The organism is Skermanella sp. TT6, assembly GCF_016653635.2.
Taxonomy (GTDB): Bacteria; Pseudomonadota; Alphaproteobacteria; order Azospirillales; family Azospirillaceae; genus Skermanella; species Skermanella cutis.
On record NZ_CP067422.1, the window covers coordinates 19,288 to 32,546 of the forward strand.

Below are 13,259 nucleotides of genomic sequence, written 5' to 3' on the forward strand. Positions count from 1 at the left end.
TCTTGCCGGTGCCCCGGACCGGCAGGGATATCCAGCCGGGTTGAACGGCCCGGTCCGATAAATCGACGCGCCTTCAGGGCAGGCGCCCTGAGGGAGAGGACTGGGCGAGGTCCCTGCGGAAGGCGACGAAGCTTTTCGGACACTTCCGGGCTACGGTGTCCATGTCACTTCTGCCGGCGACCTCGACTCTCGTTTCCCGACAGTCTTCCACACCCGCGCTTCGGCAAATCCGCGTGAACAGCCTGTGGGGATGGTTGCTGGCCGGATCATGCCGGTGGCCCGACAGTTCCTCCGGTCGGGGCGGCAGATCGCGGGGATCATCAAGTCCGGTCTGCATCCAAGCCTCGGCATCGGAAAGCAGCCAGCTTTCGGACGAGCATTTCGGAAGGCAGGCGACGGCCGCGGGGCCATCGGCTATCCGGTCGAAGCCATTCCTTATCCAGCCGTAATGCCTGTCCCATTCGCGGTCGTCGGCGCTGTCCGCGTCGGCCATGAAGATCACCATGTCGAAGCCGTCGATCTCAGCTTTCAAACGGGCTGCCAGAGCTTTCGCGCCATGTCCTTCCGGCAGCGGCATATGGCTCCGCCGCTGACCGCCCGTCAGGACGATCTGCCTGGATTGAATCGCAACGATCTCCCAGGGCTCGCCTGGCCGGGCGAGCTTCCGGATATAGACCTGCAGCCATCCCGGATGATCGACATGCCTGGCGGTCCGTTCGCACCAGACATTTCGAAGACCCACGTCATGGGGGCCCTCGCCGACGACCAGTACCCTCATGTCCCCAAGCCCATGAACGCCATGACCTCGGCCGCTCCGGTGGGAGGGTTGCTTCCGCGGGGTCCATTGTGGCTCGCCTCGACTACCATTTCGTTGATGCGGTTCATGTCCGTGATCGTCCAGACCTCCCCTGCCCCGAGATAACGAAGGCCGTTGACCAGGGGCTCCAGACTGGAGAAGGGTGCGGCCACCGCGGCCCCGTCCGGCCGCCGCGCGAGGAACCCGATCTGCCCGGGTTCGAACTGGTTGACGAGCGATGGCGAGTGGGATGTCAGGACCAGTTGCACGTTGGATTCTCGAGCGATCATGCTGATGAAGTCAGGCAGGATATGGGGCTCGATGCCGTTCTCAACCTCGTCCAGCAGCACCATGCTCGCCGAAGGGCCGAATTCGGGAATGGCGGCCAGCCCCAGCAGTCGCATGAAGCCGTCGCTCATATGGGCAACGCCCATCCAGCCGAAATCCTCGAACGACTCCGCGATGCGCATGTCGATCCATCCGGCGCGCCTTCGCGTCGTCTCCAGACCCTGAAGGCGAAAATACGGCGTCAATCTTTCCACCAGCCTGGCCTTGCGGGCGGATGGAAGGGAGGCGAGAAAGCCCGCCAGCCGTTCGCCCCGAGGTCCGATATCGGACGGGTTTCCCCGCGCTCCTCTCCTCATCGCATCGGGATTCAGAAGTTCCAGCGAGAAAATGCCGGAGCCCCATGATCGAAGCCTCCTGACCGCTTCTCCGACCTCGCCGGCCAGTGCTTCGTCCAGAACAATGGACAGCACGGAACCGTCCGGTGCGATCGCCAAAGTCTTTTCGGCCCCGACGAATAGGCCTTTCTGTGAGAATTCGATCACGGCTTCCGGAGCGGCCCTTCCAGGCGGAAGCAACCACAATTTTTCAAAGACGGTTTTTTCCGACAAGAGATTGTAGTTGAAGTGCCAGAACACTTTCAGCCCGTCATCACCCTCCAGGAACAGGCGATAGCTGATGGTGCCCTGGCCGAGGCCCGTCTTGACCCGCGAGCGGAGATCGGCCGGTTTCCAGCCTCGATCCGCGAAGAAGGCTTCCGGTTGACCCTTGGTGAAATAGGGTATGAAGGCCAGCGCCTGGAGCACCGTGGTCTTGCCGGCCCCGTTGGCGCCGATCAGGATCAGCAGGTCATCGGGGAAATCCAGGTCGAGTTCCGCCAACGACTTGAAGCCACGGATCCTTATGCGGCGGAGGGTCAGCCTTTGCACTTGGACAATCCCCCATGACCTTCCATGATCGGTTCCGCTTTCCCCGTCGAGGTATAGCTTATCCCTGAGCGTGCGCCCGCCTGTCAACGTCCTGGCTGGCGGTCAGGCTGAAGACCGATTCCACAAGTCGGTAAGATTGTTCCACGGCGATACAGCCCCTACGGGCATGAATCGACCTTGCAATCGATGAGGTTTCCTTCCGCGGAGGGCGCTTGGAATGCGGCTTTCCGCCAAATCCCCGGCGGCTTGGCCGCCGGGGTCGGAGCGCTACGGCCTCACGGCTTGGCGGCCGCGTGGCTTTGTCCGTGTCCGTGGCCGTGGGCGGTGCCGCCCTGGCCGTCCGGGAGGACGATGCTGATGTTCTGCATCATGCCCTGGTCCTCGTGGTCCAGGATATGGCAGTGCAGGACGAACTCGCCGATGTAGCGGCGGTACCGGGTGCGGATGAAGATCTTGTATTCACCCGCCGGCGGGTTGGTCAGGCCCGACGTGATCAGGCTCTTGACCCAGAGCGTGTCCTTCCAGACACCCTTCAGGCCGGGATACTGCGGGTCGGCCACGCTCTGGCCGGAATCGTCGACCGCGCCGGGTACGCTGACGTCCTTGCCGTTCGGGTCCAGGATCTTGACGATCTGGAACGGGTTGACGTGGATGTGGAACGGGTGGCTGACGAAATAGGAGCGAAGCTCCCATTCCTGCACGCCGCCCAGCGGCAGCTTGCGGTCGATCCGGGTCGGATCGTAGGGCGAGGCGCCCTCGGGCACCAGGTTGCCGTTGGCGTCCGGGACCACGTCGAAGTCCTGGCCGACCTCGAAGGTCGTCGGGTCGTTCGGGTAGGTGTTGATGAAGAACACCAGCTTCTGGCCGCCCTGGACCTCCGAGTCCTCGATCGTCGGATGGGGCACGAACCGGGTCAGCTTCAGCCCGTCCTTCAGGCCGGCGATCACCTCGTCCCGCACCTTGCCGGCATAGACCTTCTGCGCGGCGGCGACCAGCTGCTCGGTCAGCGCCTTGGTCACGTCGGTCACCGGGGCCTTGTCCTTCGGCCGGTCCGAGACCTCGACGAAGCCCAGGATCTCGCGGCCCGACGCGGCCTCGCTGACGTTGCCGGCGGCGGAGGTCGCGACCTCGCTGATGCAGTAGCGGCCCGGTTCGGGGAAGACCACCAGCAGGTCGTTGCGGTAGCCCGGCTGGAGGGTGGTCGCGGTCACCGTCTGCGCCTGGGCCATGGTCAGGCCGTCGGACGCGACGATCTGGTAGGGCACCGGGGCGCCGCCGCAGCTCTCCTCGACGAACCTGTCGCTGTCGGACGCCTTCAGGCGAAGCGAAGCCACCGGGCCGACATCGCGCGACACCTTGCGGAACTGGACCGTGATGGTCTCGCGCACGCCGGCATGGACCAGCCGCCAGCGCTCCGCCTGCCCGGCCATCGGCCCGCGGAACTCGGGCAGGACCACGCCGTTGATGCTGGTCCAGCGGCCGGACGCCGCCCAGGTGCCCGGCCCGAACTGATCGTAACTTTCTATGACGCCGACTTCGCCGGGCAGGCAGGTCCAGTCGACGTTGCCGTCGGCATCGACCTTGATCTTCCCGTCGGCGCCCGTGCAGGCGTACTGGATCTGCTGGAAGACCAGGAGCTGCTCGGGCATGGCGCCGCCGTCGGGCTTGACCAGCAGGGTGTCCAGGTCGCCGTTGACCGTTTCGGTCGGCTTGCGGTCGCCGCGCACGATCAGCGCGCCGGCCATGCCGCTGGAAACCTGCAGCGCGGTCGAGCCGTGCAGGTGCGGATGGTACCAGAAGGTGCCCGAGGGATGGTCGGGCGGGATATTGTATTCGTACTGGAAATCGACGCCGGGAAGCAGCTTGACCAGCACGTTGTCGCTGTTGCCGGTCGGGCTGACCCACAGGCCGTGCGAGTGCAGGTTGGTGCCGTTGAAGCAGTGCGGCGTGTTGGTCGGAATCGTCGCGTCGAAGCAGTCGGGGTCCGCCGGCAGCCGGTTCTTCAGGTTGACCCGCACCGTGTCGCCCGGCGCCGCCTCGATGGTCGGCGCGATGAAGGGCCGGTCGGGGCTGGTGTCGGTGCCGACATATGTGCGCAGATGCACCGGCTGTCCGAGCCCGGTCGCGGGATTGTACAGGGTGCTGTCGACATACTTGATGGTGAGGTCGTACAGCCGCTCGCTGCCGCGGCGCGGACCGGGAGCCGGCAGCTTCAGCAGGGAGGCGATGGGCGGCGCCGCCGCCTCGCCGAGCACCGGCGGGTTGGCGAAGACCCGCTTCGGCGGTACCGCTTCGGCCGCCGCGGCCGGCGCCATCCCGAGCAGGACGGCCAGCGCCGCGACCAGCGCGGCGGCCGGTGTTCTCTTGGAAAGAAGTTGCACTATGACCCTCCCCTGGACGGGAAAATGACCGAGAACAAGGCAACATCCGCCCGTCGGCCGCACCCTGAGATAGAGTGCGGGCCGGAGGGCCGGTTTATTGAATACCACAATATTCAGGTATAGGTTGCTGCTGCTTAAACTTAGCTCTATTGTGGGTTTTCGGCAACGGGAATGATCGGGCGGAGACCGGGAGCGGTTCAGAAGCTCGGCGCGAGGCCGAGCAGGAGGATGTCCGCGGTGTTCCGGCTTTCGGCCCTGTCGAAATCGACCGGGGAGCGCACATGGTCGCCGGCGCGGTGCGGAGCCTTCCCGGCTTGAAGGCGACCACGGACTGGCCACGATCCAGGACGCAGGGCCAGGACGCAGGGAGTGTAGGATATGCCGGCCTGGAAACCGCCGATCTTCATCCCCGCCTCCCGGGCGAAGGCGAAGTGCCCGGACAAAACCTCGAAGAAGGCGTCCACGGTCCGGCCCCGGGTCCGGCATCCAGTCGCCGCCGCCCAGGCGGCGCAAGGCGGGCCGGTCCGGTCGCGGTCGTAGGCGAAGGGGGTCACGGTACCCCAGTATTCCAGCTCCAGCCGGTCGCCGGGGGCCGCATCCTCGCGGAGAAGCACCTCCAGCCGCTCCTTCTCGATGTCTTCCCGCGGCGACTCGTCGACCGGAGCCATCACCGTGCCGTAGCGGGTTTAGGTGCTGTAGGCCGACCTTTCGACGGAGAACAGGTCGGCCGACGCCAGGGGTGCCATGATGCCTGCGGCGGCGGCTGCTGCCGTGGCGGCGATCAGGGCGCGGCGGGTCAGCGGCATCTCATCTCCCTTGGTGCAGTGGCTGTCTTTGCGATGTCCGTCGTTCCGGGGACCGGCACCAGGCGAGGCCCCGTCCGTACAGGCTCTTGTCGAGATCCAATGATTTTTCTTTCCGGTTTTGGGCATAATTCCTCGGGCGCTGGTTTATGTTCGCCTGGATGTGCATGGTGGAGCTAACCTGAAGGGCCGGTATATTGGATTGGAGCTGGCGGATATATGTATTTGGAAGTTGCGAGTATTTTTAAAAGAGCACCGTTATTTCAAGGCGCAAGTATCCGCTCGCGCCAATGTGCAGCCGAAAAGAAGTCGATGGAACCGCCTCGCGGGGTTCTTCGCCGCGATCCGAGGGCAGGGGCTGCGCCAGGGTAACTTCATCGGTCCTTGCGGGGGGTAGATCTGGCCGGGGAGGTTGGATCGGAAGGCCGCCATTCGGTGGGGAAGAGCCTTCAACGGAAAGGGTCCCGGAAGAATAGCCCGGGACCCTGGGAAATTCGCGATCCGGTTTTCCGATTCCGTCGGACCGTCTCAATGCGCCATCAGGATGGGCAGGTCGGGCGGGGTCGACAGGATGTCGCGCGTCACGCCGCCCAGTACCGTCTCGCGGAAACGGCTATGGCCGTAGCCCCCCATCACCATCAGGTCGCAGCCGCATTCCGCGGCCCCTGCCACCAGCGCCAGCGCCAGGGGGCGTCCGTCGTCGGTGACCCGCAGGCATTCGGCGTTCACGCCGTGCCAGCGCAGGCTTTCCGCCAGCCGGTCGGGATCGCCCGCGCGACGGGCGGAGGGTTTCTCGCCGGACAGGATGACCACGCGCTCCGCCGCCGCGAGCAGCGGCAGCGCCGAGGCCACGGCGCGCGACGCCGGCAGGCCGCCGTCCCACGCGACGGCGACGGACGTCCCGAACGAGGTCGGTTCCGCCCCGGGTTCCATCGCCGGCGCCAGCAGGATCGGACGGCCCGAACCGAACAGCGTGGCTTCGAGCGCAGCGCCAATCAGGTCGGCTCCCCCGCCGTCGGGGGCGAAGACGGTCAGGTCGGCCAGACGGGCCTCCTCGGGGACGATCTCGGCCAGGGAGCCGACCTCGGCGCGCCAGGACGAGGTCGGCCCTTCGATGCCGGGACCGCCGAAGCGCCGGCCCAGGTCGTCGAACAGCCGCCGGGCCGAGGCCACCAGCTCGGACTGCCGCGTCTCGGCGATCTCGCGCAGCTTGCGGCCCAGCGCGGCCGGGATCGAGGCCGTCTCGACCGGGGACGCCACCTCCGCGTGGGGCGTCACGCACAGGCCCACGACATGGCCGCGGACCCGGTCGGCTACCGTGAAGGCCAGGGTGGCGGACCGCCGGTCGGTGCCGGCGCCCGTCAACGGCACCAGTATCTTCTTGAACATGATCGCTGCCTCCCCTCAGAAGAGCCACGTCGTCGGCTGCATGACCCGCCGGAGATGATCCGCAGTCCGGCCCGGCCGATCCAGCACTATCTGCGCCCGCCGCGGAGAAGGACCGGGGCCGGCAGGGGCAGGAGCGCCGTCGTCAGGAGCCCCAGCGAGATCGGATGGGTGAAGGACACGGTCGGGTCGCCCCGGCCGCAGGCCGTATCGCTGGAACGCGGCCAGCATGATCGCGGCGGTGGCCGAGGTCGGCAGGCCCGGCGACAGCGGTTCGCCGCCGCCGCCCCTCCGCGATCTGGAGCTGTACCCGATCAGGTCGATCCGCCCGAGACGGCCGATCCGATGCGTTGCGCCAGGGGCGCAACTACGATCGTCGGCCCGCATCAAGCCGTAGGGTGCGCCCCTGGCGCAACAGGGTGGGCCGAGTGGGACGGCCGGCTGCGAGGACCGGAGCGGTTCAACCTGATCGGGGACCGCTCTAGAAGTTGAAGTAGATGAACTCGCTGACCGAGGTCAGGCGGGTCAGGGTGAACAGGAAGCAGCAGGCCGCGACGCCGGCCCACAGCGGCGTGAACCGCCAGCGGGGCAGCAGTCCCTTCCGCTCGGCCCCCGCCGCGCCGAGCAGCCACGCCTGCGAGTTGGGCGCCAGCATGCAGACGGCCAGCAGCGACGCGATCAGGATCTCGTGCCGGTAGGCGAACAGGTCGGCCACGGACCCGAGCTCCACGGGCCCGGCCGTCCAGCCGTTGGCGCCGGTCATGGCGTGCAGCATGGCGAAGGCGCCGTCCAGCGAGGTCGCCCGGAAGAACACCCAGGCGACGGTGACGCACAGGAACGTCAGGCCCCGGCCGAACCAGATCCCGCCCCGGGTCCCGCTGCCCAGGCCCCCCTCCCTCAGGCCCCCCTTCCTCAGGCCCCCCTTCCTCAGGCCCATGCGGGAGCGCAGGGCTCGCCAGCCGTGGTTCACGATCAGGTAGACGCCGTGCAGGGCGCCCCACGCGATGAAGGTCCAGCCGGCCCCGTGCCACAGCCCGCCCAGCACCATGGTGAGGAACAGGTTCAGGTAGCGGCGCGCCTTGCCGTGCCGGTTGCCGCCCAGCCGGATATAGAGGTAGTCGCGCAGGAACTCCGACAGGGTGATGTGCCAGCGCCGCCAGAAGTCGATGATGTCGGTCGCCTGGTACGGCGAGTTGAAGTTGAAGGGAAGCCTGACGCCGAACAGCAGGCCAAGCCCGACCGCCATGTCGGAGTAGCCGGAGAAGTCGAAATAGAGCTGGAGGGAATAGGCCAGCGCTCCCGTCCAGGCCTCCGCCGCGGTCAGTGCGTGGGTCGCGGCGGCGCCGAACACGGGAGCCGCGTATGTGGCGAGCTGGTCGGCCAGCACGACCTTCTTCCACAGCCCGACCGTGAAGAAAGCCAGTCCCAGGGCGAAGCCCTCGTGGCTGAAGCGCAGGTTCTCCGGACGGCCGAACTGGGGCATCAGGTCCTTGTGATGGACGATCGGCCCGGCGATGAGCTGCGGGAAGAAGGCGACGAACAGGCAATAGTCCGCCAGGCCGTAGTCGGCCGATCCGCCCTCCGCCGCGTCCACCAGATAGGCGATCTGCTGGAAGGTGAAGAACGAGATCCCGAGCGGCAGGACCATTGCCCGGATGCCGAAATCGATGCCGGCGAGCGCCCCGACATTGTCCAGCATGAAGACCGAATATTTGAAGTACCCGATCAGCAGCAGGTTGACCGTCACGCCCAGCGCCAGCAGCGGGCGCGTCGATCCGGCCGGCGCCCGCGACAGCGCGGCGAGCTTCGCTCCCGCCGCGTGGTTGAACAGCACGCTGGCCAGCAGCAGCGGGACGTGCGACGGGTTCCACCAGCCATAGAAGAAGAGCGAGGCCAGCGTCAGCCACAGCAGCGGGAGGCGCGGGTCGGGCCGGAGCGCCAGCAGGCGATAGACGCCCAGCGTCACCGGCAGGAAGGCGCCGATGAAGACCCAGGAGTTAAAGAGCATGGTGTCTGCCCCCGCCGGCGAGGTCGAGCTGCGATCGGTCCATCTGGGAGATCAGGTGGTCCATGAAGGTCGGCACCGACGTCCATTGCAGATGGGCATGGTCCGTGAAGTCCTTGTCCGTCAGCGACAGGCCCTTGGCGGCGTCGATCAGCAGGGCTCCGGTCGGGTCCAGGTGCCGGGAAACCTCGGCGCGGAAGGCCCCGTCCCGGAACCCGCCGGGATCGTATGCGGCGATCCAGCCCGGCATGGGCGGCAGCAGGACGACCACGAAATGGACGCCGCGCCGGGCCAGGTCCTTGCCGAGGTTCCCCAGGTGGCGGAGGCAGGCGGGATCGACCGACACGTTCTCTCGGATGTCCGGCTCCGGCAGCAGCAGGGGGCCGGACCCGTAGGCGTCCATCACCAGCGGCGCGTGGATGTTCTCCCCGGACCGCATGTCGGCCAGGGTCAGGGCGTCGCGCAGGAACGCTCCCGGCCGGAGATTCTTGAAGTAGAGGTGCCACCCCGGACTGTCGCCGAACACATAGTCGCGGGCGTCCTCGGGACGGAAGAAGGCGTTCTCGCCGGCGGCGCAGGTTTCGAAATCGCGCATGGAGAAGACCGACAGCACCGTCTTCACGCTCGGCATGTTGTCCAGCAGGAAGCCGGTCAGGAATGCCGTCTCGTCGACGTGAAGATAGCAGGGAGCCGCGTTGAGCGGCGCGACGGCGTCGCCGTAGCGGGCCTTGAGGACCCTGAAATCCAGGTTTCTCCAGGTGACCGAGGAGCCGACGGCCAGCAGGTCGGGTTCCCGGATGGTCGTCTCGTGGAGGAACTTGAACTTCTCGTCGATGCAGTTGGTCGCCGTGATCGGCGGCGCGGGAAGGCGGTCGACGGACGCCAGGGCGGCAAGCCCGGCGGCGCCCAGGACCAGGAAAAGGGCGCACCACGACACGAAGGCGATGTTGAATCGCAGCGCGGCCCTGCTGGACAAGGTATTCGGCATTCTTTTGACTCGCCCAATGTTCGACCGGGCGGGCACCCGCGGTGCGGAGCCCGGTTCGACATGACGGTGATGACGGATGGCGGCGCGCGCGGGCACGGCAGGCATGCCCGGGGATGGATCTTCTGCGCCGTCAGGGTCGCGTCAGCGCGACGCCGTCCTCACGGTGGGGCGCAGGGGACGCTTCGTTGCCCGTGGCGTGCCACGGTGGCCGGGCGGAACCGGCAGGGGATGCCCGGACGCATCGGGGCGGCGACGGCACGGCGGCCCCGCTTGGACCGCAGCCGCGACCTGTTGCCCGGGTTTGCGGGCCAGGGGCCGTTGCGCCCGCCCCCCCTGTATTCCGTGTTGTCAGTCGGGATCCGCATTTGGTCGCTTCCGATCGGCTTCGATCTGACCGCTGAACAGTCCTTCTGATCAAGGACGATAGCGGACCGGAGCGCCCGGTTTAAGAACGCATTTTATATAATCCCCTTGTCCGGCCGGTGGAGGGATGCCGCTCCCGCAAGGGCTTCCTGACCGAAGTATCCCTTCATGCGTCTCCGGCTCATCGAAATGTGGTTCCGGCGGACAAGGTGGAGACTGGCGAGGTCGTTCAGCTCCATCGCCCGGATCAGGTCGGCGATCTCGCCCGCGAACGCGTCGACCTCCGCCGTCCAGTCCATCCGCGGCAGCAGCTGGAGCCACATCCGCGCGGTCTGGAAGAACAGGCGGTCGCCGGTCTCCCGGAGCGGCCGGTTGCCGATGGAGCGGGACAGTTCCTGCTGGACCGCGATGTGGAGGCGGCCCAGCTCCTCCAGGTCGACCTTGGACCGGATGCCGCGGCAGCGCTCCAGCAGCGTCCTCATGCGGGCGACGTCGTCGGGGCCGCGCGCCAGCGGCGACAGCTCGCCGCCGATCTCCGCCAGCTTCATGCGCAGGGCGTCGATCTCCTCCAGTTCATCGAACTCGATCAGGGTGACGATGGTGCCGACGCCGTGCCGGCTCTCGACCAGCCCTTCGTGCTCCAGCCGCTGCAGCACCCGGCGGATCGGGGTCCGGCTGGTCCCGAACTCCCGCGCCAGGTCGTGCTCGCCCAGCGTGTGGCCGGGCGGATAGCGCAGCAGGCAGATCCGGTCGCGGATCTCGCCATGGATCGCCTCGAACCGCTGCCGGGATCCGGTCGGCGGGTTGCCGCCGCGGTGTCGGCGGGGGTCCGGGGGTGCGGCGGGGCTCAGGTCGGTCATGGTCCCGGTTCAGCTCTCGAGCGCGGTCCTGCGGGTCAGGCGATGAAACAGGCGTCGTTGATGCCAGGATACTGGGCGAAGGTGCCGGCGATGATCTCCAGCGCCTCGCGCAGGGCTTCCAGCGTCAGGGTGCCGCCGATGCAGATGCGCAGCGCGTTCGGCGGCTCGCCCGCCTCGACCACGAACGGCTCGGACGAGGTGGCGGCGACGCCGCGCTCGCGCAGCGCCCGGACCAGCCCCTCCTCCGTCCAGTAGCCCGGCACGCGCAGCCAGGCGCTGAGCGCCAGCGGGTGGCCGCCCACGACATGGGCTCCCAGGATCGCGCCGACCAGTTCCTGCCGTCTGCGGATTTCGCTCCGCTGAACCTCGAGCAGCTGGTCGGCGATCCCGTCCTCGACCCATCGCGCCGCCATCTCCGCGACGGCCGGCACCGCGCTCCAGCAGGTGACGCGGAGCACGCTGGCGGTCCGGATGGCGAAATGCGGCGGGACGACCAGGTAGCCGGTTCGCAATCCCGTCATCACCGACTTGGTGAAGCTGGTGCAGAAGAAACCCAATTCGGGCGCGAACGAACTGACCGACGGCAGGTCGTCCTCGATCAGCGGGCGATAGACCTCGTCCTCGATGATATAGACGTTGTTGGCCCGCGCGACCTCGGCCAGGCGCCGGCGGCGGGCGGCGCCCATCAGGGCGCCGGTCGGGTTGGTGAAGGTCGGCGTGCAGACCAGCGCCTTGACCTTGGCGGTCCGGCAGGCTTCCTCGAACGCCTCGGGCAGGATGCCCTCGCGGTCGGTCGGCAGCCCGCACAGGGTGAACCCCAGGACGTTGGACAGGCCGATGACTCCGTGGTCGGTCAGCGCCTCGGTCACGACCAGGTCGTCGCTCCGGACCACCGTGGCGAGCGCCAGGAAGATGCCGTGGGTGGTGCCGTTGGTGATCAGGATGCGGTCGGGCGCCACGTCGGGCAGGCCCAGTCCGGCCAGCCAGGCGGACCCCACGGCCCGGTGGGTCTCCAACCCGGCGACCGGGCGGCAGGGTTGCATCCAGGGGGTGTTGTCGGCTTGCGACATCGCGGCCAGCAGGGTGCGCGAGGCGGCGTCGTGCCGTTCGGTGAAGACGGCCCGGACGACCGACAGGTCGAAAGACCCGCTCGGCCGCATGTCCAGCCTGCAGCCGCCCCCCTCGGCGATCCTGCCCTTGACGAAGGTGCCGCGGCCGGCCTCGCTGCGCAGGTAGCCCCGGCGCTCGACCTCCTTGTAGCTGGCGCTGACCGTCCGGGCGCTGAGGCCGAGCCGCAGCGCCAGTTCCCGGTGGGCCGGCAGTTGCTGGCCGCGGGTCAGCCGGCCTGCGTCGATGTCGGCGATGATCGCCTCGGTCAGCACCCTGTGCTTTGTCTGCCTGCGGGCGCCGCCGTGCCGCCCGGGCGTCAGGACGGGAAGCCACTCTGTCATGCTGTCTCTCGGCCACCATACCAATAGGATGCATCGGATCGGCTCGATATGGTCATTGGCGCGGTTGCAATGTCAAAGGAAAGTTCCCGCGCCCTGTCGGCTTCGAGGGCGGTCAGTCCGTCTGGTTGCCCAGGCCGGCGTGGGCGATGACCGCTTGGCGGTCCATGGGGACCAGCGCGCCGCTCCGGTCCTGTTCCAGGAGCGCGTGGCGCACCGGGCCGGAACCGGTCACCCGGATCACCAGATCCTCGATCCCGCGCCCCGTGATGTCGGCGGACGCCAGCACCTCGACCGTCGCCGCCCGGCCGTCCCGGTGGAGGACGATGCCGTGGGGCAGGATCTCGATCCGGTCGGCGCCGGCATCGCGGAGCCTGCGCGCCGGCCTGATCCAGGCCGGCAGCAAGTCCTTGAGCCGCGAGGGGTCGAGCCGGTCGCCCAGGATCTGCCCTAGCCGCTGGTCCGGCCCGAGGAAGTTGCGCGGGCTGCGGCCCAGATACGCTGCGCGGAGCGGCAGGCAGTCGTCGTAATGGTGCGAGTCGGCGAGTCCGCCGAAGTGGCGCAGCCGGTCGGGACGCGCCGTCGCCGTCAGGAAGCCCAGGCAGCTCCGGATGCGGACGTCGCCGTCGGCGAAGCTGCCGAACAGCTCCGGCCGGTTCCGGCTCATCTCTTCCGGGAAACGGGACAGCGCCGCCGCGAAGGACTGGTCGTGGACGACGGTGCCGCGGGACTGCCCCGCGGTCCCGGCGCCCGACCGGTCCAGCGCCGTCGCCACGGCGAAGATGCCGCCCATCAGGATCAGGGCGGCCGCAAGGGTCCACAGCGATTCCTGCTTCTGTCCGGTCTGCCGAGTATTGTCCATCCGCTCCGTCCTGGCGCCGCGTACCGGTGCCCCATCCCGCCGCTCCGGGCGGTCCTCGATTCGGCCGGGTCCCGGCGTCCGCGCGGCCGGCCCTGCGGTTTCGCTCGCGGAATTCTGCCGGATATTGGTTAACGATTTCTGCGCCGCACCATG

10 protein-coding genes are annotated in these 13,259 nt (G+C 67.9%); all 10 read right to left on the reverse strand.

The window, feature by feature from the left end:
* Positions 1–73: 73 nt before the first annotated feature.
* Positions 74–778, reverse strand: a complete 705-nt coding sequence (locus tag IGS68_RS31680; protein ID WP_201083268.1) for a hypothetical protein — start codon at positions 776–778, stop codon at positions 74–76.
* Entirely contained in the window at positions 775–2,010 is a 1,236-nt protein-coding gene (locus IGS68_RS31685) for an AAA family ATPase (protein ID WP_201083269.1), read from the reverse strand. Before IGS68_RS31685 ends, IGS68_RS31680 begins: the two co-directional genes overlap by 4 nt.
* 275 nt (positions 2,011–2,285) lie before the next feature.
* Positions 2,286–4,391: a multicopper oxidase family protein gene (locus IGS68_RS31690; RefSeq protein ID WP_247881504.1), complete on the reverse strand. Its 2,106-nt coding sequence runs from the start codon at positions 4,389–4,391 to the stop codon at positions 2,286–2,288.
* Positions 4,392–4,588: 197 nt separating this feature from the next.
* Entirely contained in the window at positions 4,589–5,059 is a 471-nt protein-coding gene (locus tag IGS68_RS31695; RefSeq protein WP_201083271.1) for a hypothetical protein, read from the reverse strand.
* A 663-nt stretch (positions 5,060–5,722) separates the two neighbouring features.
* On the reverse strand, positions 5,723–6,583 hold the full coding sequence (locus tag IGS68_RS31700; RefSeq protein WP_201083273.1) for a universal stress protein: 861 nt from the start codon (positions 6,581–6,583) through the stop codon (positions 5,723–5,725).
* Positions 6,584–7,061: 478 nt separating this feature from the next.
* Positions 7,062–8,588, reverse strand: coding sequence for an MBOAT family O-acyltransferase (locus tag IGS68_RS31705; RefSeq protein WP_201083275.1), 1,527 nt, complete (start codon positions 8,586–8,588; stop codon positions 7,062–7,064).
* Positions 8,578–9,573: a hypothetical protein gene (locus IGS68_RS31710; protein WP_201083278.1), complete on the reverse strand. Its 996-nt coding sequence runs from the start codon at positions 9,571–9,573 to the stop codon at positions 8,578–8,580. The genes IGS68_RS31705 and IGS68_RS31710 overlap by 11 nt, the downstream gene beginning before the upstream one ends.
* Before the next feature lie 458 nt (positions 9,574–10,031).
* Positions 10,032–10,796, reverse strand: coding sequence for a GntR family transcriptional regulator (locus IGS68_RS31715; RefSeq protein WP_201083280.1), 765 nt, complete (start codon positions 10,794–10,796; stop codon positions 10,032–10,034).
* A 35-nt stretch (positions 10,797–10,831) separates the two neighbouring features.
* Positions 10,832–12,247, reverse strand: coding sequence for a MocR-like ectoine utilization transcription factor EhuR (gene ehuR / locus IGS68_RS31720; protein WP_201083282.1), 1,416 nt, complete (start codon positions 12,245–12,247; stop codon positions 10,832–10,834).
* 112 nt (positions 12,248–12,359) lie between these two features.
* Positions 12,360–13,106, reverse strand: a complete 747-nt coding sequence (locus IGS68_RS31725) for a hypothetical protein (RefSeq protein WP_201083284.1) — start codon at positions 13,104–13,106, stop codon at positions 12,360–12,362.
* Positions 13,107–13,259 lie beyond the last annotated feature (153 nt).

Coding starts and splice junctions, on each gene's coding strand:
- IGS68_RS31680 (WP_201083268.1), bottom strand. CDS start 778: ATGAGGGTACTGGTCGTCGGCGAGGGCCCCCATGACGTGGGTCTTCGA.
- IGS68_RS31695 (WP_201083271.1), bottom strand. CDS start 5,059: ATGGCTCCGGTCGACGAGTCGCCGCGGGAAGACATCGAGAAGGAGCGG.
- IGS68_RS31700 (WP_201083273.1), bottom strand. CDS start 6,583: ATGTTCAAGAAGATACTGGTGCCGTTGACGGGCGCCGGCACCGACCGG.
- IGS68_RS31705 (WP_201083275.1), bottom strand. CDS start 8,588: ATGCTCTTTAACTCCTGGGTCTTCATCGGCGCCTTCCTGCCGGTGACG.
- IGS68_RS31710 (WP_201083278.1), bottom strand. CDS start 9,573: ATGCCGAATACCTTGTCCAGCAGGGCCGCGCTGCGATTCAACATCGCC.
- IGS68_RS31715 (WP_201083280.1), bottom strand. CDS start 10,796: ATGACCGACCTGAGCCCCGCCGCACCCCCGGACCCCCGCCGACACCGC.
- ehuR (WP_201083282.1), bottom strand. CDS start 12,247: ATGACAGAGTGGCTTCCCGTCCTGACGCCCGGGCGGCACGGCGGCGCC.
- IGS68_RS31725 (WP_201083284.1), bottom strand. CDS start 13,106: ATGGACAATACTCGGCAGACCGGACAGAAGCAGGAATCGCTGTGGACC.